Source organism: Oceanobacter sp. 3_MG-2023 (genome assembly GCF_030688925.1).
GTDB lineage: Bacteria > Pseudomonadota > Gammaproteobacteria > Pseudomonadales > Oceanobacteraceae > Oceanobacter.
Genome location: NZ_JAUYVX010000011.1, coordinates 34,364 through 54,348 on the forward strand (window position 1 = coordinate 34,364; position 19,985 = coordinate 54,348).

The following is a 19,985-nucleotide window of genomic DNA, read 5'->3' on the forward strand; positions in this document are numbered from 1 at the left end:
AACCACAGGCAGCGCTGTGAATGCTGTGTTTCGTACCATTTAAGTAACGGGAAAAGTGACAACATGATTCAGTCTTTATTTCGCGCTTGGTTAATGACGCTTCTAGGGGCTGGTTTACTGAGCTGGACAACCCTGGCTCTGGGGGCCAGTAATGCGGCATTGCCGCCGAATACCATGACACTGGCCAAGCTGGTTGGGCAAACCAACCCTATTGACTTGCGTGGTACCCAAACAATTTTCCCGGTCTACATTCCTTTGTCTGAACGGATGGTGCCAGACAAGGTGGTACTGCATCTGGAATACGTCAACTCGATCGCCCTGGTTGGTGAGCGCTCACAACTGGTTGTCAAACTGAATGAAAGTGTGGTTGCCCAAATACCGCTGAACCCGGCTCGCCCGGAAGGGATCGCTGATATTCGTCTGCCCAGCAAGCGTTTCAAATCGGGGTATAACCTGATCTCTTTTAATATCGTTCAGCATTACGAATCCAACTGTGAAGACCCGGACGCTCCAGAGCTGTGGTCACAGCTGGATACCCAGAATTCTTATGTAAAGTTTGAAGGTGAGCTGGCCAAGGTAAACCCGAAACTGTCAGAGATTGACTCGCTGTTTGATCAACGCTGGCTGGGTGATTACCAACTGACCGTGGCTACACCGGTATTCCCGACGTCTGACTACGCAACCTGGGGGGCCATGGTATCTCAGGCTGCGGCGGTGCATCTGGAATATAAAACGCCACAAATCTTCCATGAAGTATTACAGTATAAAAATACCTCCGACCAAAAGCGTCTGAAAAATTACCAGTTCCCATACCTTGATCAGAAACCGTTACGTGGACGTGATGCCATCATCATCGGAACCCAGGCCGACTTGCAGCAAATGTTGGGTAGCCGCTGGTCGAGCACAGTTTCTGGCCCTTACCTCGGCGTGTTCCCCATGGATGAAGACCCCCAGCACTTTATTATGGTGGTTTCCGGCATCCAGGCAGAAGACGTGGCGATTGCCGCACGTATTCTTGGTTATATGAATTTTCCTCTGCCCGACCAGGCCGTAGCCAATTTCAATGGTTTGAAAATGGATCACCTGCCACGTTTTGCGGCCTCCAATATGGTGTCCCAGAATACGACCTACCGGCTCTATGATTTTGGTTACGAAACCACCACCATGAGTGGTGCTGGAGGCGGTAGTGTTGATGTAGGGATCATGCTGCCACCAGACACCTATGTGGCAGAGACCAGCAGTGTGGATCTGAACCTGCATTTTGCTTATGGCGCTGGCATGCGGGGTGATTCGGTATTCAATATCTTTATTAACGGTCGTTTTGAAAACGTGGTTCGCCTCAGCGAAATTGAAGGCGAAGCGGTTCGTCGTCACACGATTACGATTCCGACCCGGTCGCTCAAGCCAGGTATGAATACCCTGACGTTTGCGGCTCGGATGATGACCGACAGCTCGGCCGAGTGCCAACTGCGTAATGATGCCAACTTGCTCTTTACCCTGTACGACGATACCACCATTGAATTCAGTGGGCTGGACAGCTATGTCGAAATGCCGAACATGAAATTGCTGGCCACCACTGGTTACCCTTACAGCTATAACGATGATGGTGAAACGACCGTAGTGGGTTTGAGCAGTAATGATTCTGATGTTTTGGCCGCTTCCTGGACCTTGATGGGCAAGCTGGCAGAAGTCATGCGGCATGTATCGACCGACTTGCAATACCGCCTTGGTGACCTCAGTGGTCTGGATAGCGACAATCTGATTGTTGTGGGTACGGTACAAGGTCTGGATGCCAATCTGTTGAAACTGGCACCCATCAAGCTGGGTGAAGAAAGCCTGCTGCAATACGCCCGTGCCGCCGAAGCCGGTCAGCAGCCGCGTTACGAAGGCTCGCGTTTGTGGATAAACGCGGATGAGTACGGTGCTCGCGAATTTAACTATGTCAATCCATCCCTGCAGGGGAATGGCCTGGGTGATTTCGGTTTGCTGATGCAATTCCAGGGGGGCGACTACGCCAATACCGTTACCTTGTTCACCGCTGGCTCCGGCAAGAATTTGTTGGCAACTTCGCGAGAGCTGATTACCCCGGAAATCTGGAGTAACGTGCAAGGGGATGTAACGGCCTGGAAGGCAGGAGAAGAAGAGGTTTACGCCCGCTCTCTGGGAGAGAGCTATCATATCGGTCAACCAAGATTTTCAAACTGGCTGATCTATCACTTGTCCGCTGACCCATGGATGTTTATCGGCGTATTGCTGCTGTTCCTGCTGCTGCTTGCCCTGTTTATCCGTTGGTTGCTGACACGCTTCAGGGAAACCCATCACTAATGCATCGACTGGTACATGCGTTTTGCTACCTGAGTGTAGCAATCGCTGCAGTGTGTGGTGCCAGTCAATCGGTCGCCATGATGGATAATGGCTGGGAACAGTACAAACAGGCGTTTGTACAAACCAGTGGAGCGGTAATGGATAGCGGTAACAAAGGCATCAGTCACTCGGAAGGGCAGGGCTATGCGATGTTGCTGGCTGCTGCCTATGGTGATCGGTCCGGCTTTCGCAAACTGTGGAGCTGGACCCGCACACACTTGCAAGTACGGGATGACCGGCTATTTGCCTGGAACTGGTCTGCTACCCATGGAGTACAAGACAAAAACAATGCCACCGATGGTGATCTACTGATTGCCTGGGCTTTGCTGCGTGGATCGGAGCGCTGGAATAATCCCGACTATCATGAAGCGGCGCGACGGATTACGGTAGATATTCTCGATAAGCTGATCCTGAAGCTGGGGGCCTACACAATATTGATGCCCGCCGAATACGGTTTTCAGCATGGTAATCGCTGGCAGATTAACCTGTCGTACTGGGTGTACCCGGCCTTACAGGAGCTGGCGCAACTGGTGCCAGACCGCCGCTGGCAAGCTTTGATTGATGATGGCAAGAAATTAACCGAGATAGCGTCACGAGGCCGCTGGCAACTGCCGCCAGACTGGATTGAAATGACTGCTATTACGCCACCGGTTCCTGCCATGAAACGCCCACCACGTTTTGGTTATGAGGCAATACGCCTGCCGTTGTATCTGGTGTGGTCAGGGGAAAAAGACGCGGACGTGTTACACAACAGCCGTACCTTTTGGCAGCAAACCAGTCAACGCAAATATATGCCGGCCTGGGTTGATATCCTGTCTGGAGAAGAAGCGGAATATCCCGCCCCGGATGGCTTTCGGGCAATCTGGCAGCTGACCGACAGGGCAATTGATAACGGCCAGAGTAAAGGTCAGATTGCTGCTCCGAATACAGCAATTACCAAAGATATTCACGGTCAGGATTATTATTCCGCCAGCCTGCTGTTACTCAGCCGGGTGGCCTATAAGGAGCAATTTCTTAAATGATATTATCGACACCTCGTTTCTGGCTACTGGGTGGCCTGATAGTTTCATCAACTCAGCTAGTGCAGGGGGCAGAAATAGGAGCAGATCCGTTTACTGCCGCCCATGGAGCACCTCTGTTTCTGGCGATTGGTACTTCCGGACAAGCCAATATCCTGGAAGACGATCTGCCAACACTTGAAGCGGCCAAGCCCCAGGTTGCCCCCCAGGCACCTCGACGCACGACGCCGGTTCAGGCCGCACCCGACCCTGTACTTGAAGCGCAACGGCGGGAAGAAATGCGTTTGTGGCAATGGCTGCAAATGGAAGAATATCAGCGCATGGATAGCAAGATTACCGAGCTGAAAAGAATATCGCCAGAATGGAACCCGCCAGACAAAATGATGGAATTGCTGGAAGCGGGCAAAAATAAAAAAGAACTGGATCAGGCCATGGCGAACGGAGACTGGCGTAGTATTGTCTACCTGTCCCAGCGTGACCCCGGCTTGTTTACCTGCGAGCAATACTACAATCTTTGGACGCTGGCCGACGCCTACTACGAGCTGGATGATCCGGACAGTACCCGCCAGATTTACCTTTCAATGATGAAAGACTGCCGCGAAGATGAAACCCGTGTTAATACATTCCGCCGGGCGCAACAGCAGCTGACAGCGGCAGAAATTGATGCCATGTACGAACAGGAAGACACCCGAACGAGTAATCGCATCAGCCAGAGCAACCTGACCCTGATGAAGCGGGAACTGATGCGTACGCGGGTTCTGAATGCGGCTCGGGATGGCGATGACGGTGTTGTCATTGATGCTATTCCAGACTTTGAAGAAGAAGTCATGTCGCAGCGCGACAGTGGCTTTGCACTGATGTTTGGCTGGGCACTGTACCGGGATGAGCAACTGATTCAGGCAGAAGAATGGTTCCAGCGAGCACACGACTGGACACCTTCCGAACAGACCACCCGTGCCATGGCAACGATCCAGGGGCGTCTCGGGAATCTGGATGAAGCCGAATTACTGGCGCGTAACAACATCAGCGACCCATTGATGAGCGAAATGCTGGGCAGTATCCTGTCACAGCGGGCGAGTGCGGCCTTTAATGAAGAGGATTATGAAAGCACCATTGCCTACCTGAAAGAAGCCGAGCAATACGCCCCTCGCAGTCTGGATGATGAGGCCATGTATGGCTGGGCATCCTACCATATGGGTGACAAGGACAGCGCCGCCCTGGCGTTCGAAAAAGCCTATCGTGAGAACCCGACTGAAGACGTTGCCCAGGGGCTGTATTACAGCCTGTATGATACCGATCGGGTACAACTGGAAAAAACCGCGGAAGACCAGTCCGGCCCTTTGCAGGAGTTGCTGACGGTCAAAAACAGTGAAGAAGCCTATAACACCGGACGCTACCTGACCGCCTATGATGAAGCGCCGGACAAATACCCCGAACTGAAAGGCGTCAGCTCGCCAGGCTTGATGGGGGGCATGCTGTTTTATTTCCGCTCCGGCGATAGTGGGACCAGTCAATTGGATACCCAGCGTTTGCCGTTGCTTAGCGGAGAGTTCAGCTATCGCCGCCATATGTTTGATTTGCAGCTTTCCGGGGTTAATTTGAGCAGTGGTTCTCTGGAAGACTATTCTCTGGTGGGTAACTACCCTGGCCAGGAAGAAGACTACGGCTACACCCCCACAACAGAAATCAGCAATGCGGTTGATGTGAAATTCGATTACCGCTATGAAGGGAAAGTCTCGCCCTATTTCTCCATTGGACTGACGCCGAGCAATGCGCCTATCTCCGCCCGTACAGAAGGTGCATTGGGGGTGGATTTCCAGATGCAGCGCGGCAATATCAATCTCGAACTGTTTTCTCGCTCGGTGAAAGAATCAATTCTTTCCTATGTCGGAATGTATGACCCCTACGATGGCGAGGCCTGGGGAGCGGTCAGCAGCAAGGGCGTCCGGGCAGGGGTTTTTCTGGATCTGAGCAATAATTATGGCGCGGCGCTGGGACTGAAAAGCGCATCACTGACAGGTACACAGGTAGCTTCCAACGATGAAATGGAATTCTCACTCAGGGCCCAGAAACAGTGGACTGGGGATAGCTGGGAACGGATCACACTGGGACCTACCTTTACCTTCCAACGGTTCGATCAAAACCTGAGCAAATACACCATTGGCCATGGTGGCTATTTCAGCCCACAACAGTTGTTCAAATACGGCGGTGAACTCTCTGCCCAGACACGGGAACAACGCAACTTTGTCGCCAGAGGCAAGATCAGCTTCGGCTATCAGCAGCACCAGGAAGACTGCGCCCCTCTGTTACCGCTGGAGAGTAGCCTGTGCTCGGAGTTCTATACCGATAACGAAGCCAGTGGCATGTATATGGGATTTGAACTGGTGGGAATGGTGCAAGCCGACCCGCGTGCGCAGCTGGGTGGAGGGGTCTTTTATGGCCTGTCTCCCGACTTCAACGAATTCGGCTTTATGCTGGCAGTTCGCCTGACACTGGATTCCCGCCGCTTTGTTCTGGCGTCCGACCTGCCAAACTGGTCCAGCAGTATCCGCTAGTACCCAACAATGGGTGTTGCAACAGGCGTTGCATGGTTGCAACGCCTGCTTTTCTGCCAACTTCATCACATCATCAGCCTGCCGCTGCCCTGTCGTTAAAAACAAGACAAAACCAAAGTACCAGCCGTGACATTTCTGCTGAATGGCTGCTCTGATTATTTGATATAGTCAAAATACGCACTTCTTGAAAGGTCATCAGTCTATGAATACCTCAACAGACGTCATGATCGTGCCGTGCTTTGGAATAATATCGCAGCATCCGTCGATCGCTGGCTTTACCGAAGTGATCAAGCGGTAACACAATGCGTTGTTATGCCGTAGCTCTGGAAGCAGCAGTAGAATGAGGCAATGCCTGACATAAAGGAAGATTGCGTATGTGGAGAGATATAAAAATCCTGCTTATCGACGATGATCAACAGCGTCGTCATGACATGCGGGTGATTCTGGACTTTCTTGGAGAAGAAGTCATTGTCAGTGATAGCCAGCATTGGCAACAAGAAGTCACGCAGCGCACCGACGACAGTCATCGTATATCGGCTGTGCTGATCGGGGACGATAGCCAGGGGCTGTTTCGTACCGTTATAACCGCCGTGCATCAGTGGGACAAGGCCGCGCCAATTCTGTGCCTTGGCCGAGATCATGGCCTGGACAGCCTGCCGGATGCCGTGCGCCGTTCCGTGATTGCCACCGTAGAATCGCCACCCAGCTACAACAGCCTGCTGGACAGCCTGCATCGCTGCCAGCTGTACCGTGAACAATATTCCCAGGAAGAAGGCCGCCGCGAACGCCGTGATATCCAGCTGTTCCGTAGTCTGGTGGGAACCAGCCGCTCGATTCAGCAGGTCCGTGAGCTGATTATGCAAGTGGCCGATAAAGACGTCAGTGTGTTGATTCTGGGAGAATCCGGTACCGGCAAAGAAGTCGTAGCCCGTAACCTGCACTACCATTCCAGCCGACGTAACAAGCCATTTGTGCCGGTTAACTGTGGTGCCATTCCGGCTGAACTACTGGAAAGCGAATTGTTTGGCCATGAAAAAGGCTCCTTTACAGGGGCCATTGCCAACCGGATCGGGCGCTTTGAAATGGCCGAAGGCGGCACCCTGTTTCTCGATGAAATCGGCGATATGCCGCTGAGCATGCAAGTCAAAATGCTGAGGGTCTTGCAAGAACACACTTACGAGCGGGTTGGCAGCAATAAAACCCTGGAAACCAACGTTCGTATTATTGCCGCCACTCACAAAAACCTCGAACACATGATCGAAGAAGGCGATTTTCGGGAAGACTTGTACTATCGCCTGAATGTCTTCCCCATTGAAATGCCTTCCTTGCGTGAACGTGTTGAAGACTTACCGCTGTTGCTGAATGAGCTGATTGTACGGTTGGAAAATGAAAAGCGAGGATCCATTCGTTTTAATTCCGCCGCCATTATGTCGTTGTGCCGCCATGAATGGCACGGCAACGTCCGGGAGCTGGCCAACCTGGTCGAGCGGCTGGCGATTCTTTTTCCATATGGTGTGATCGGGGTAAACGAACTGCCGAAAAAACTCCGCCATCTGGATGACGAAGAAGTGGCATCCCTGGCCACAACCGCCGATACCGACCCGGCTCAAGCAGAGGCATCGATGGAGAGTACTGCAGTGCTGCCCGAGGATGGACTGGATCTGCGGGAATATCTGTCAGAGCTGGAATCGTCGCTGATCCAACAGGCGCTGGATGATGCCAATGGCGTTGTTGCCAGAGCGGCAGAAAAATTGAATATTCGTCGCACCACACTGGTTGAAAAAATGCGCAAGTACCACCTGCAGCGCAAAGAAAAAGAATGTGTCTGACGCTTGTCCGGTGCCAACGCAAACAGAGCGTTGCACCGGATCATGGTGAGCCAGCTATCGGGCAGGGCGCAGCAGGCGCTGTCGTATTGCTCCATAAACAACCAGATACAGGGTCGCAGCCAGCAAGCTGACGACCGTGCCCCAGTGTAGCCCGAGCAGTGGATAGCTGTAGCTGACACACAAGGCGTAGACCACCAGAGCGCCCAAACCATCCGGGTAAGAACGAATGGTACGCGCCACCACATTTGCCCCCTGGCCCAGGTGCAAAATCAGCAGCAACGGGAAAAAACTCACCGGAAATGCCGCCAGCAGCCCGGCGCGCTGCGGGCCAAGCACATCCGCCAACCCGGTAATCAGCAAGATGGTCAATGTCGCCATGGCGGCACGAAATACCAGTTTCACCAGAGGCTGATGGAACCAGGTGGCGTGAATATGAGGATCGTGCCGTGTCGGCGCCGTGTCGTGAATGACGCCAAACAGCGTACGAAACAGCAAAATTGCCAAGACAACCACCAATAGCCCTACACCACGATGTGGCGGCAATTGCTGCAACAACCAGCTGCTGGTAAAAAAGCACAACAAGCCAGCGGCAATAGCCACCGGCACCCAGCCCAAGCCGGAACGCCAGTGGATCACCCGCCAATAGCCCCAGGCCAGGCAAACGGCCGAAGTTAGCCCCGACAAGGTAAATACCGCGCTGGTGGCGGCAAAATCAGCCCCTTGTTGCCAGCCAAAAAAATACAGAGCGATACCGGTTCCCAGTGGAAAGCCCGCCAACAAGCCAGCGTGCCGGGGGCTCATTTTTTCGGCTACCCGCACCAGTAATACAACGCTTAAAAAAGTAATCAGGATCTTGGCCAGCACCAACATGCAAAAACCTCAGCATAATGAGAGTACAGGCTGGCTTGGCGGCGATGGCCTGAACGGTAAACAAGGATATTGATTGTTATTGTTTGGCTGCTTTATCCGCATCCGACATGGCAGCTTATGTGCCGCGGGCAGCAACGCGGCAGACAATATCCGGCTAATAAAAACAGAGCAACAGGCAGCCGCCAGAAATTACCGCATCTCAGCGGCGCGAGGGAGCTTTGGATTGACTGGTTTCTGCTGTCGGATTGGACTATTTCGGCAGACACACTGCACTGGATTCCGGTAACAAGCCATCACGTAACGCTTGTTGTAACGACAAGCGACCCGCAAACCACAACGGATATGATTTAGTCGCCACCTGGGCATCGGCAACGTCATCACCACTGCGCAAGGCGCTGACCAGATCTTCCAGATTGACCCAGATCCAGTCCTTGCGTTCTCCGATTGTGCCGCAGGAAGACGCCGCAATCGCCGCGGGGTCGACATATTCAACCTCAGCAACATAGGTATAAAAAGGGCCAACCCGTGAGCGTTCACGTCCTTCAAGATCTGCTGGCTGCGGAGTCGCAAACATACAGCTGGTTTCTTCACGGAACTCACGGGCAGCCGTATCCGCGATACTTTCCCCTTTGGCACCATGGCCACCAAAAGCGGCCCAGCCATTACGATCCTTGCCGTTATCATATGCCAGCAGCACCTGAGCCCGGGAATCAACGCAAGCGTAGGCAATCACCCCCGCCGGTGGCTCGGCAACGACCGCGATGGACGCGGTTACCAGTAAGGGCAATAGCACAAAACCAATCAAAACAGACGTCAGCATACAATGGCTCCATAACCAGACGGCGACAACCAACAAGGATTCGACAAGCAGTTACCCGGATGGCCCTGAATGTCGTACCTGATTATGGCATCCAGCGGTACAGCCGCAAACTGATACGTCCCTCCGCCGACACCACCACACCTTCCGCCCGTAAGCGTTCGGCCTGCCTGCGGCCGCCTTCCAGCATCGACAGACTGATGCGCCCCTGGGCATTGATTACCCGATGCCAGGGCAAGCTACTGTCTTGGGGTAATTGCTTCAGGATCTGACCCACCCAGCGTGCACGCCGTGGTGCACCGATCATCTCGGCCAGCTGGCCATAGGTAACGACGCGGCCAGCAGGAACGCTGGCAAGCAGGGTAAACAAACGGATATCGTTGGGCGTGACCGGAGCCACAAACCGGGGCACACGGACCATGAGACGGCCTGTTATGGAAGTTTTTGGGCCGACAGTGTAACCACAATGGCAGGGAGCTGGACACCCCGGCCTAAAACTGCAATCAATGTTAGCCATGCCTCATGCTGCAATAATGCCGGCAGATTCAACGCTGGATCGGCTTTCACCACCACGAGTAGTCACAGTGGTTACACTGGATTGTAATCTGTTGCTTGCCAGCCCTTGCTTTTTGCCCACTACGCCCCGATTAACCATAGAACGAGGCGCTCTGGTTGCCTTCTGCGTATCCGATTGGGTGGAATTTTTGGGCGTGGGAGTATCCAACCCTACAGAATATAAAGTACAGACCAGGAGGCAATTGTGCCGTTTTTAGTATTGTTTATCGTAGTACCACTGTTGGAACTGGCCGTTTTAATCAAGGTGGGTGGTTATATCGGCGTTATCTGGACGCTGGTGATCATCTTTTTGACCGCCATTATTGGTGTCAACATCCTTAAAAAACAGGGCATGGATGTACTGATGCGTGCCAGCCAGAAAATGCAGGAAGGTACCTTGCCAGCGCGTGAGCTGGCAGAAGGATTTTTGCTGGCCCTGGCCGGTGCCTTACTGCTGACCCCCGGTTTCCTGACCGATGCTGTTGGCTGTGCCTTGCTGGTACCGGCCACCCGTCTGGCATTGGTCAGCCATGTGCTCAAACTGATCAAGCCACGGGTCGTCATGGAAAGTGGTGGCTTTGCCAGTCGGCCAATGGGAGAGCGCCCGTCGCCGTTTGCAGACCGACCCGAGCCGCATCGCCACCGTCCGGATGTGATCGAAGGTGAATATCGCCGCGAAGACTGAGTGGTGCAGGGTTCAAATAGCACCAAATGCAATTTTTTTTCACATCGGGTGTTGAAAACCATCGCAGCGTCCCAATTATCGAAACACACAGATTTGGGGCGGGTGTATGACACCATCTGCCCCGCACACCGCAAACATTGCTTTATACATTGGAGATAACCTCAAATGAAAATCCGTCCTTTACACGATCGTGTTGTTGTTCGTCGCAAGGAAGAAGAGCAAACCACCGCTGGCGGTATCTTGCTTCCAGGTTCTGTTGCTGAAAAACCGAATCAAGGAGAAGTGGTTGCTGTTGGTACGGGTCGCGTTTTGACCAATGGTGATGTACAGGCTCTGGCAGTTGCAGTGGGCGACACCGTGGTCTTCGGCAAGTACTCCGGTTCCAACACCATCGACATCGATGGTGAAGAACTGCTGATTCTGAATGAAAGCGACATCTACGGCGTATTGGAAGCCTGATTCACGCTTCCTGTTGATCCCCGTTTGTAACTGAATAAATTTTGAGGAAAAAACATTATGTCCGCTAAAGAAGTTAAATTTGGCAACGATGCTCGTCAAAAAATGCTGGCAGGCGTTAACGTCCTGGCAAACGCCGTCAAAGTGACTCTGGGTCCCAAAGGCCGCAACGTTGTACTGGAAAAATCATTTGGCGCACCCACCATCACCAAAGATGGTGTCTCGGTTGCACGTGAAATCGAACTGGAAGACAAGTTCGAAAACATGGGCGCACAAATGGTCAAGGAAGTTGCTTCCCAGACCAACGACAAAGCCGGTGACGGCACCACCACTGCAACAGTACTGGCACAAGCCATTGTCAACGAAGGCCTGAAAGCCGTCGCTGCAGGCATGAACCCAATGGACCTGAAACGCGGTATCGACAAGGCAACCTCTGCCGTTGTTGAACAGCTGAAAGCCCAGGCCAAACCATGTGAAGACAGCAAAGCCATTGCCCAGGTTGGCACCATCTCTGCCAACTCAGATTCCACGGTTGGTACTCTGATTGCAGAAGCCATGGCAAAAGTAGGCAAAGAAGGCGTTATCACCGTTGAAGAAGGCAAAGGCTTCGAAGACGAGCTGGAAGTTGTTGAAGGTATGCAGTTTGACCGTGGCTACCTGTCACCTTACTTCGTCAACAACCAGGAAAAAATGACCGCCGAACTGGAAAACCCACTGATCCTGCTGGTTGACAAAAAAGTCGACAACCTGCAAGAGCTGATTCCAGTACTGGAAAACGTTGCCAAGTCCGGCCGTCCACTGCTGATCGTGGCAGAAGACGTAGAAGGACAAGCGCTGGCAACACTGGTTGTCAACAACCTGCGTGGCACATTCAAAGTGGCTGCGGTTAAAGCTCCAGGCTTCGGCGATCGTCGTAAAGCCATGCTGCAAGACATCGCCATCCTGACCGGTGGTCAAGTGATCAGCGAAGAAGTGGGCATGTCACTGGAAACCGTCGGCATTGAAATGCTGGGTACCGCTAAGAAAGTGGTTATCAGCAAAGAAAACACCGTGGTGGTTGATGGCGCTGGTTCTGGCACCGAAGTCTCTGCCCGTGTTGAACAGATCCGTGCCGAAATGGCCGCATCGACTTCTGACTACGACAAAGAAAAACTGCAGGAACGTGTTGCCAAACTGGCCGGCGGCGTCGCCGTGATCAAAGTGGGTGCTGGTTCTGAAGTTGAAATGAAAGAGAAAAAAGACCGCGTTGACGACGCCCTGAACGCTACCCGTGCTGCGGTAGAAGAAGGCGTGGTTGCTGGTGGTGGTGTTGCCCTGGTACGTGCCCTGAGCAACGTAACCGTCGTGGGTGACAACGAAGACCAAAACGTCGGTATTGCCCTGGCCCTGCGTGCGATGGAAGCACCTATCCGTCAAATCGCCGCCAACGCCGGTGCCGAAGGTTCCGTAGTGGTCGACAAAGTCAAAGCTGGCGAAGGCGCATTTGGCTTTAACGCCGCCTCTGGCGAATACGGCGACATGATCGACCTGGGTATCCTTGACCCTGCCAAAGTGACTCGTTCATCCCTGCAAGCAGCAGCCTCTGTTGCTGGCCTGATGATCACCACTGAAGCCATGGTTGCCGAGATCCCTAAAGAAACTCCAGCAATGCCTGATATGGGCGGCATGGGCGGAATGGGAGGCATGGGCGGCATGATGTGAGGTAAATAACCTCCATTAGCTTCCGGCTACCACGCTTGATAAAAAACCCGCGCTGAGTAATCAGCGCGGGTTTTTTATTGGCCAGGTTGTATGGGGGCTGCCACCTGTCGAGCCTTGCTGTACGCTAATAACACAGGATTTCTGGCGGTGTCTTCAACGACACTTTGCATCACCCAAGCTTCTATCGGTGGATTTTCTTCGTTGCTTTTGTCTTGAAAATGTAAAGATCATGGTCACTACGTTGTCGTGACCATGGCAGCGGTAGAAAATAGGTCCCCTACCTGCGGGTTGGCGTTTATTACCTTGGGGTATAAACGGTTACAGGACAAGGACTGCGCAATAAAAGGCACCATGGCTGTCAGCTTGTTTATCCAGGGGCGTTGAATCCGGGCAGGTACATGGATTCATATTTGGTACATGATGTGATTTTAAAGGAGATTATTATGCCAGGATTGAAATTGAAAACGCTTGCATTGGCCAGTGTAACTTTATTGGGGACGAGCCAATGGGTGCAAGCTCAATATGTTGGCCCTTCGGCTCAGCAGTCTGTTTCATCGGTCGCAGACATATTTAAACATGCATCGGATGATCAACGCGTTATATTACGTGGTTATTTGATCAAACAAGTCAGCTCAGAGAAATATCTGTTTTCTGACGGTAGCGGCGATATTCGGGTAGAAATTGATGCTGAAGATTTTCGTGGCCAAACGGTGAATGAAAAAACTCAGGTTGAGCTTATTGGTGAGGTGGAAAAAGATTTTCTTGAGTCACCGGAAGTGGATGTGGATATCATTAATGTTGTGCCAGGCTGACCTGAAGCCGGTATAAAAGACTGATGAAGGGCGTCGACAGGGCGAGCCGTTGGTTGTAGCTAACGATGGTTGGTCAATGATGACTAACCTCGTTTTTGGCTTTGACGGGTCTTTTTACGCTCACATCACAAGGCTGGCGCCTGCCTTATCGTGTCCCCATCTCCGGGGTGTTGCCGGGGTGTTGTGGGGCATCTCTGATCAATCAACAGAAGGAATCGTAATGATCACAGGGAGCTGCCTTTGTGGCGCAGTAACGTACACCATTACTGGCAAGGTCGGGGACATCGTTCATTGTCATTGTGTTACATGCCGCAAGGCACATGCGGCGGCTTTTTCCAGTGTAGCGGCGGTTGCCGATGCGGATTTTGTGGTGTCGGGGCGTGAATCGTTGACGGCGTATGAATCATCACCTGGCAAGCAGCGCTATTTTTGTTCACGCTGTGGTTGTCAGATTTATGCCAAGCGAGACAACACCAAACACCTGGTGTTACGCCTTGGTTCTTTGGACGATCACCCGGGCGTGGATGAAAAATGTCATATCTGGGTATCAGAAAAAGCCGAATGGTATGATATTAACAGCACCTTGCCGGTATATCCTCAATCGGAATAATGGCGGTTTTTTGGGTCAACCTGGGTAGATGAGTCGTTGTTATGGTAGATAATGAATTTTTATATGGCTATAGCAGCGTATTAATCGCCGTTGTGTTGTTTCTGGTGATTATTGTTTTTAACGAAGTCGGTTTTGTTTCTGGTCGTTATGTACAGTCCCGTACTGATGATGAAGTCAAAACCCTGACCGGTTCTATCCAGGCCAGTATTCTGGGTTTATTGGCTTTGCTGCTGGGTTTTACCTTCAGCATGGCGATGCAGCGCTACGATAACCGCACCATGGCGTTGATTGATGAAGCCAATACCATGGGAACCGCGATGTTGCGGGCGCAGTTGTTACCCGGCGAGTACCAAACCAAAGCCGATAATACATTACGGGACTATATTCGTTTGCGGGTAGAGATGGGGCAGGTTGATCTTACTCATGTCGATGTGCGTAGCGATTACCAGCGCCAAATCGTGGCGTTACAGAATCAGCTATGGGGGATTACCCTGGCAGCAACGGAAACAGACCCCAGACCGGTGACAACCGGCTCATTCTTGCAATCCCTGAATGCGATGATCGATGCCCAGGGCAAACGGAACGCACTGCTGCAATTGCATGTGCCGGAGAGCATTTTACTGCTGTTGTTCGTGGTCTTTATCGCCAGCGGCAGCATTATGGGGTATTCAGCCGGTTTGAGTGGCAAGCGCATGGTGGTGCCTATTGTGCTGGTATCTTTGTTGATTACGCTGATTGTGTTCACCATTATTGATCTTGACCGGCCCAAGCGAGGATTGATTCAGGTAGATCAGAATGTGATGAGTGCGTTATTGAAACAAGCAAGATAACGGTGTGTAACCGTTATCTCTGTACCCAAAAGCCTGAACATTCGTTATCGGGCTATTTAACTTCGGTAATAAACTGTTCTTTTGGGCGGCGTACTTTTTTCAAATCGACCAGCCAGTCGCCTTCTTCGGCCCGATAACCCAGCGGCAGCAGTAACACACTGCGCAGGCCGCGTTCCCGCAGGTTGAGGATAGTGTCGAGGTCGTCCGGGGTAAAACCTTCCATCGGTGTGCAATCCACTTCTTCTGCCGCTGCGGCAATCAAGGCACTGCCGAGGCCGATGTAGGCCTGACGGGCGGCATGCTGGAAATTGTCTTCCGCATCACGGGCAGGGTACATCTGTAACAGCATTTGCCGATAACGTTCCCAGCCTTCATTGGTGATGGCACGCTCTTCGTTGGTGAGGTCGAACATCATGTTGATGCGTTCCGGGGTGTAGTTGTCCCAGGCGGCAAAAACCAGCAGGTGTGAGCAGTCGGTAATTTGTGCCTGATTCCAGGCGATGGTCTGGATTTGCTGGCGAATGTCGGGGTTGGTGACGACCAGCACTTCATAAGGCTGCAAGCCACTGGAGGTAGCGGTCAGGCGAATGGCTTCCAGTATGCGTTCGACCTTGTCTTCCGGGACGGCTTGGGTTGGGTTCATTTTTTTGGTGGCATAGCGCCAGTTTAATAAGTCGATGACGTCAGTCATGATGGATCTCCAGAATAGTCGACCGGAACGGTGTGTGTCTTAGTGGCTATAGTGACAGATTCCTGATACCCGATAGATGGGCCTTTGGCGAACAATTTATTCAGTGCAGCCGGGTAATAACGATGTTGGGGTGGAGCGTCATGATGACGCTCGCCGGGCCAGGTCAGTCGTGTGTTGATGAGGGGATCAGCCCGGGGCAATAGCGGTGGCGGCCGCTGGATTTGGCTTCGTATAGAGCCTGGTCGGCGGTGGCCAATATATCGGTGAGTGTTCGTCCTGGGGTTGCCAGGCTGCTGCCAGCGCTGATGGTGAGGGGCAGCACTTCTTTCAGCTCACTGAGCAGTTCGTATTGCTGGATTGCGCTACAGAGACGCAGACCGAGCTGATCAAGCAAGAGTTGTTGGTCGGTGTTGATCAACAGCAAAAATTCATCGCCACCCCAGCGACAGGCAAAGTCTCCCTGGCGGATATGATCCTGAATGATCTGGGCGGTGGTTTTCAGCGCCAGGTCACCTGTGGCGTGACCGTATTGGTCATTGATGTTCTTGAAACGGTCGAGATCGAGCCAGAGTACGCCAAAGGTTTCTTGATCTTGCTGTAGCCGCCTCATATGTTGCTGCAGCTCTTCCATCATGCCGCGGCGGTTGAGCAAGCCGGTGACCGGGTCGGTATAGGTCAGTCTTTCCAGTTCTTCGGTACGCTGCCGAACCCGGATCTCCAGCCGTTCTTGTGATTTCAGTACCTCGTCGGCCATACGCTTGAAGTGGCTCATGAGACGGCCAATTTCACCATGCCGGTAGTGGGGAGCGTCGTCTTCTATCTGTATCTGCCTGCCATCGCGCAGGTGCTCAATATTGTTTTCCAGCTGGCGCAGTGGTTTTGAAACGTAGCAATTGAGGGCCAGATTAAACAGCAGCAGGGCGATAAAAATGCTGGCTCCCGCCAGTAAAAACAGATTGTTGAAGGTGCTGAGCGGCAGCAAGGTATCGAGATCCAGCAGGGTCATGACAAACCAGTCCACCTCTGGCAAATAGATAACCCCGGCCTGATGTTCTCGGCCGTGGCTGCTAACGTGGGTGCTGACCACAAGCCCGGGGCTGGCTCGGGCGGTATCCAGTATGTTCACCAGCCTGGCCCGCTGACTGTCGTTGTCGAGCTGCTTCCAGATGGTTTTACGCTCGCTGGCTTCTTTGGTGATGCTGGCAAAGTCGATCTGGGAAATATCTTCAGATACCTGGATGGCCCCTTCGTGATCAAAAAACAGATTACTGACGCCGGGTTGTGGCGTCGTGGTGAACTGGCGAATAAACGTGGTGAGGTCAAGACCGGTACCGACGACACCAATAATCTTGTCGCCGTCGCGCATCAGCACATCGATCCAGAGTTTGGTCACCTTGAGAGGGATATCCGGGTTAACGTTCAGATGAATATCACGATTTTGTTCGATGATGCTGTAAAACCAGCGATCGTCCGGGTTGTCGGCAGACAGGGTGTAACGGTATTGGTCGTTGGCGAATTCGTTGCTGGCGTTGTTGTGGTAATAGTTACCGGATTCCGGCAAAGCAACAAAGTAGCTGTGGTCGGAAAAATTGTTGCGATAGGATTCCAGCTCCGCCATGGCTTGCTGCTTTTTTTCTGCATTATGTTCGTCCTTGGCCCAGCGCCGTAATATTTGTGAATCAGACAGTTGGCGGGCCAGAGCGACTTCCCGGATGATGGGTTGCAGCGAGCGCTCTTTTTCCAGCTTGACCTGGGTTTCGAAGTGACTGAGTGCAGAGGTTTTGAGCACATTGAGTGCAATTTGCTGGCTGAAAAACCAGATGGCCAAGCCAGATAACAGCATCAGTAATGCAGTAAGAAGCAGAAAACGTGGCTTGAGGTTCATTTCAGCTTCCCGAGTCGATTGGCCAGTTTCGATTGACGTTGTACCGGTTCTGTACGACAAATTGCCACAGTAATCTGCGCTCATGTGCTGATTGAACACGCGTACCCGGGAACAACCTGGTTAATTGTCAGGCGACTGGTAAGCCTATCACGCTTTGGCACAACAGGCATATTATTCAGTCCGCTTTGATGGTAGAGCCATCGTGTGTCAGAGACAACCGGCTTTACATTCTCGCCACATGTGGTGCGTACGGCAGGATGCATCGAGTATCACTGCCGGAAGAAAATCACCATCCCGCCTGCCAACTGGCTACAATCCCTCCTGAGACCGTCTGTGGAGCTTATTTGTGCAAGAAATACTGGATGACATCGTTGCCACCATTGGGGCCAGTGACGATCGTGGCAAGGTGGCGGATTATATTCCGCAACTGGCTTGTATCGACCCGAACCAGTTTGCCATTTCGGTGGTGCTGGCGGATGGACGGGTGTTCAGCTCGGGAGACTATCAACAGCTGTTTTCGATTCAGAGCATTTCCAAGGTATTTACCCTGACCATTGCCCTGGGCAAATTGGGTGATGGAGTTTGGGCCAAGGTCGGACGTGAGCCATCCGGTGATCCGTTTAACTCCATCGTGCAGCTGGAGCATGAGAACGGCAAGCCAAGAAACCCGTTTATCAACGCCGGTGCCATCGCTATTGCGGATGCCATTATGGTAGGGCACCAGCCGAAAGAGACGTTGGCAGAAATCCTGCAATTTGTACGTTTTATTGCCGACGACGAAAGCATTTGTATAGATCACAAAGTGGCAGAATCCGAGCTGAAAACCGCTGATCGCAATGCATCACTGGCGCACTTTATGGCTTCGTTTGGACGCATGAAAAACCCGGTTGATTATGTGTTGGGCACCTATTTTCACCAGTGCTCGATTGCCATGACGTGTGAGCAGCTGGCCAGATCAGGCTTGTTTCTGGCCGGTGATGGCGAAAACCCGGTGACCGGAACACGCGTGGTATCGGCGCGCCGGGCGCGGCGGATCAACTCCCTGATGATGATGTGCGGCCACTACGATGGCTCGGGAGAATTTGCCTACCGGGTCGGATTACCCGGTAAAAGCGGCGTTGGCGGCGGCATTCTGGCCGTTGCCCCTGGGCATGCATCGATTGCTGTCTGGTCGCCGGGGCTGGATGACGTTGGCAATAGCAAGCTGGGCACTGAGGCCCTGGAAAGACTGGTACAGCATACAGGCTGGTCAGTATTTGCCTGATCGGGGGAGTTTCTGTATTGGATAATCGAGGCTGGAAGTCGCCGCGGGATACTGGCAGGATGGCGCAATTTTTCAATCTGCACTGCGGAGATCACCATGACAAGTGAGTTTAAAGCCAAAGCCTGGTTAAAAAGTTCCTGCCCCTACTGCTTTCGTTTTTTACTGTTTATCACGGAAGCAGGCTTGCTGGACGAGATCGAAGTGATTCGGGTGGATGCCGATGATGAAGACCAGCTGAATACCAAACGGGCAGAATTGCAGCGCCTGACCGGCGAAGTGGCGTCTTTTCCGACGGTTGAATTGTCACCGGGTCAGTTCATGCGCGATACCGATGCCCTGATCCAGCATTTTGCCGATATTCACGGTATTAACCCGGCCGACTTGCCGACCCTGACGTTTTACGAAACCGGCATGCTGCCCACCGCGCAGGCACGCTTCAAGGAAATACGTGCCCTGAAAGAACAACTGTCGATGTTATCTGCCTGATCAGCGCAGGGCCGGCCGACTCTGTCCGGCCCAGTCCGGCTCCGTTGGGACGTCTCTATGAACCTGTCGTATGTTTGTCAGCGTGGAATTGGCACATCAAGCGAATGCTTTCGGCCGGTCGGGCCAGTTGCTGCATCAGATAATGGCGAAAATCATCCGGGTAGCCGAGGTCTTGTAACGCCAGATCCATACAGGTCAACCAGGCCTGGACGCTGCTGGCGTCGGCGGGCAGGTGGGCATGCGCCATGGGGATGTTGATGGCACCAACGTGTTCGGCATATAGCTTGGGGCCACCAGTCCAGCCCGACAGGAACCAGGTCAGTCGTTGCCGCGAGGTGGTCAGGTCGGCGGGATGCATATCACGGAGGATTCTGGCGGCTGGCAGGGTATCCATCCGTTGATAAAAGCGGTCAACCAGAGCGGTGATGCCTTCCAGGCCGCCAGCTGCCTGGTAAGTGGCGTCGGCTTGTCCATAAATCGGGAGGTTTGAAGTCATAGTCATTGCCTGCATGTCGGTCGGGAAGCGATAAAAAGATCATAGTAGCAGCCCGAACAG

Annotated in this window: 18 protein-coding genes; 12 read left to right on the plus strand and 6 right to left on the minus strand. The window is 52.8% G+C overall.

Annotation, left to right across the window (positions count from 1 at the left end):
* Positions 1 to 63: 63 nt before the first annotated feature.
* The 4 genes from Q8W32_RS11005 (at position 64) to Q8W32_RS11020 (ending at position 7,767) form a co-directional block, all read left to right on the plus strand.
* Positions 64 to 2,325: a cellulose biosynthesis cyclic di-GMP-binding regulatory protein BcsB gene (locus Q8W32_RS11005; RefSeq protein WP_305414944.1), complete on the plus strand. Its 2,262-nt coding sequence runs from the start codon at positions 64 to 66 to the stop codon at positions 2,323 to 2,325.
* A complete protein-coding gene (locus Q8W32_RS11010) occupies positions 2,325 to 3,386 on the plus strand; it encodes a glycosyl hydrolase family 8 (protein ID WP_305414945.1) in 1,062 nt (353 codons plus the stop codon). Before Q8W32_RS11005 ends, Q8W32_RS11010 begins: the two co-directional genes overlap by 1 nt.
* A complete protein-coding gene (locus Q8W32_RS11015) occupies positions 3,383 to 5,938 on the plus strand; it encodes a cellulose synthase subunit BcsC-related outer membrane protein (protein ID WP_305414946.1) in 2,556 nt (851 codons plus the stop codon). Before Q8W32_RS11010 ends, Q8W32_RS11015 begins: the two co-directional genes overlap by 4 nt.
* A gap of 374 nt (positions 5,939 to 6,312) precedes the next feature.
* Complete coding sequence (locus Q8W32_RS11020; protein ID WP_303434767.1) at positions 6,313 to 7,767, plus strand: sigma-54 dependent transcriptional regulator; 1,455 nt, start codon at positions 6,313 to 6,315, stop codon at positions 7,765 to 7,767.
* A 54-nt stretch (positions 7,768 to 7,821) separates the two neighbouring features.
* Here Q8W32_RS11020 and Q8W32_RS11025 read toward each other — a convergent pair whose 3' ends face one another.
* The 3 genes from Q8W32_RS11025 to Q8W32_RS11035 form a co-directional block, all read right to left on the minus strand.
* The gene (locus Q8W32_RS11025; RefSeq protein WP_303434765.1) at positions 7,822 to 8,637 is read right to left on the minus strand and encodes a hypothetical protein; all 816 of its coding nucleotides are present in this window, start codon (positions 8,635 to 8,637) and stop codon (positions 7,822 to 7,824) included.
* A gap of 250 nt (positions 8,638 to 8,887) precedes the next feature.
* Positions 8,888 to 9,457: an NUDIX hydrolase gene (locus Q8W32_RS11030; RefSeq protein WP_305414947.1), complete on the minus strand. Its 570-nt coding sequence runs from the start codon at positions 9,455 to 9,457 to the stop codon at positions 8,888 to 8,890.
* 82 nt (positions 9,458 to 9,539) lie between these two features.
* Entirely contained in the window at positions 9,540 to 9,875 is a 336-nt protein-coding gene (locus Q8W32_RS11035; protein ID WP_303434763.1) for an MGMT family protein, read from the minus strand.
* Positions 9,876 to 10,214: 339 nt separating this feature from the next.
* On the opposite strand from Q8W32_RS11035, the gene Q8W32_RS11040 reads away from it, so the two are divergent.
* The 6 genes from Q8W32_RS11040 to Q8W32_RS11065 all read left to right on the plus strand — a co-directional run bounded on the left by Q8W32_RS11040 (position 10,215) and on the right by Q8W32_RS11065 (position 15,103).
* Positions 10,215 to 10,694: an FxsA family protein gene (locus Q8W32_RS11040; protein WP_303434762.1), complete on the plus strand. Its 480-nt coding sequence runs from the start codon at positions 10,215 to 10,217 to the stop codon at positions 10,692 to 10,694.
* A gap of 165 nt (positions 10,695 to 10,859) precedes the next feature.
* Positions 10,860 to 11,153, plus strand: coding sequence for a co-chaperone GroES (locus Q8W32_RS11045; RefSeq protein WP_303434760.1), 294 nt, complete (start codon positions 10,860 to 10,862; stop codon positions 11,151 to 11,153).
* 57 nt (positions 11,154 to 11,210) lie between these two features.
* Positions 11,211 to 12,851: a chaperonin GroEL gene (gene groL / locus Q8W32_RS11050; protein ID WP_303434759.1), complete on the plus strand. Its 1,641-nt coding sequence runs from the start codon at positions 11,211 to 11,213 to the stop codon at positions 12,849 to 12,851.
* Positions 12,852 to 13,294: 443 nt separating this feature from the next.
* The gene (locus Q8W32_RS11055) at positions 13,295 to 13,663 is read left to right on the plus strand and encodes a NirD/YgiW/YdeI family stress tolerance protein (RefSeq protein WP_305414948.1); all 369 of its coding nucleotides are present in this window, start codon (positions 13,295 to 13,297) and stop codon (positions 13,661 to 13,663) included.
* Positions 13,664 to 13,883: 220 nt separating this feature from the next.
* A complete protein-coding gene (locus Q8W32_RS11060; RefSeq protein ID WP_305414949.1) occupies positions 13,884 to 14,273 on the plus strand; it encodes a GFA family protein in 390 nt (129 codons plus the stop codon).
* Between the two features lie 41 nt (positions 14,274 to 14,314).
* Positions 14,315 to 15,103 carry a hypothetical protein gene (locus Q8W32_RS11065; protein WP_305414950.1) on the plus strand — a complete coding sequence of 263 codons (789 nt, stop codon included), beginning with the start codon at positions 14,315 to 14,317 and terminating at the stop codon, positions 15,101 to 15,103.
* A gap of 52 nt (positions 15,104 to 15,155) precedes the next feature.
* On the opposite strand, the gene Q8W32_RS11070 is transcribed toward Q8W32_RS11065, so the two are convergent.
* Entirely contained in the window at positions 15,156 to 15,794 is a 639-nt protein-coding gene (locus tag Q8W32_RS11070; RefSeq protein WP_305414951.1) for an NAD(P)H-dependent oxidoreductase, read from the minus strand.
* 163 nt (positions 15,795 to 15,957) lie between these two features.
* Entirely contained in the window at positions 15,958 to 17,679 is a 1,722-nt protein-coding gene (locus tag Q8W32_RS11075) for a sensor domain-containing diguanylate cyclase (RefSeq protein ID WP_303434868.1), read from the minus strand.
* 346 nt (positions 17,680 to 18,025) lie between these two features.
* Here Q8W32_RS11075 and Q8W32_RS11080 point away from each other — a divergent pair, with 346 nt between their 5' ends.
* The gene (locus tag Q8W32_RS11080) at positions 18,026 to 18,943 is read left to right on the plus strand and encodes a glutaminase (protein WP_305414953.1); all 918 of its coding nucleotides are present in this window, start codon (positions 18,026 to 18,028) and stop codon (positions 18,941 to 18,943) included.
* 96 nt (positions 18,944 to 19,039) lie between these two features.
* The gene (locus Q8W32_RS11085; RefSeq protein ID WP_303434866.1) at positions 19,040 to 19,429 is read left to right on the plus strand and encodes a hypothetical protein; all 390 of its coding nucleotides are present in this window, start codon (positions 19,040 to 19,042) and stop codon (positions 19,427 to 19,429) included.
* Between the two features lie 55 nt (positions 19,430 to 19,484).
* On the opposite strand, the gene Q8W32_RS11090 is transcribed toward Q8W32_RS11085, so the two are convergent.
* Positions 19,485 to 19,925 (minus strand): group II truncated hemoglobin, encoded by a 441-nt coding sequence (locus Q8W32_RS11090; RefSeq protein WP_305414954.1) that lies wholly within the window; start codon positions 19,923 to 19,925, stop codon positions 19,485 to 19,487.
* Positions 19,926 to 19,985: the final 60 nt, after the last annotated feature.

Excerpts from the sequence above, each read along its gene's own strand:
- Q8W32_RS11005 (WP_305414944.1), top strand. The coding sequence starts at position 64 with ATGATTCAGTCTTTATTTCGCGCTTGGTTAATGACGCTTCTAGGGGCT.
- Q8W32_RS11010 (WP_305414945.1), top strand. The coding sequence starts at position 2,325 with ATGCATCGACTGGTACATGCGTTTTGCTACCTGAGTGTAGCAATCGCT.
- Q8W32_RS11015 (WP_305414946.1), top strand. The coding sequence starts at position 3,383 with ATGATATTATCGACACCTCGTTTCTGGCTACTGGGTGGCCTGATAGTT.
- Q8W32_RS11020 (WP_303434767.1), top strand. The coding sequence starts at position 6,313 with ATGTGGAGAGATATAAAAATCCTGCTTATCGACGATGATCAACAGCGT.
- Q8W32_RS11025 (WP_303434765.1), bottom strand. The coding sequence starts at position 8,637 with ATGTTGGTGCTGGCCAAGATCCTGATTACTTTTTTAAGCGTTGTATTA.
- Q8W32_RS11030 (WP_305414947.1), bottom strand. The coding sequence starts at position 9,457 with ATGCTGACGTCTGTTTTGATTGGTTTTGTGCTATTGCCCTTACTGGTA.
- Q8W32_RS11035 (WP_303434763.1), bottom strand. The coding sequence starts at position 9,875 with ATGGTCCGTGTGCCCCGGTTTGTGGCTCCGGTCACGCCCAACGATATC.
- Q8W32_RS11045 (WP_303434760.1), top strand. The coding sequence starts at position 10,860 with ATGAAAATCCGTCCTTTACACGATCGTGTTGTTGTTCGTCGCAAGGAA.
- groL (WP_303434759.1), top strand. The coding sequence starts at position 11,211 with ATGTCCGCTAAAGAAGTTAAATTTGGCAACGATGCTCGTCAAAAAATG.
- Q8W32_RS11055 (WP_305414948.1), top strand. The coding sequence starts at position 13,295 with ATGCCAGGATTGAAATTGAAAACGCTTGCATTGGCCAGTGTAACTTTA.
- Q8W32_RS11060 (WP_305414949.1), top strand. The coding sequence starts at position 13,884 with ATGATCACAGGGAGCTGCCTTTGTGGCGCAGTAACGTACACCATTACT.
- Q8W32_RS11065 (WP_305414950.1), top strand. The coding sequence starts at position 14,315 with ATGGTAGATAATGAATTTTTATATGGCTATAGCAGCGTATTAATCGCC.
- Q8W32_RS11070 (WP_305414951.1), bottom strand. The coding sequence starts at position 15,794 with ATGACTGACGTCATCGACTTATTAAACTGGCGCTATGCCACCAAAAAA.
- Q8W32_RS11075 (WP_303434868.1), bottom strand. The coding sequence starts at position 17,679 with ATGAACCTCAAGCCACGTTTTCTGCTTCTTACTGCATTACTGATGCTG.
- Q8W32_RS11085 (WP_303434866.1), top strand. The coding sequence starts at position 19,040 with ATGACAAGTGAGTTTAAAGCCAAAGCCTGGTTAAAAAGTTCCTGCCCC.
- Q8W32_RS11090 (WP_305414954.1), bottom strand. The coding sequence starts at position 19,925 with ATGACTTCAAACCTCCCGATTTATGGACAAGCCGACGCCACTTACCAG.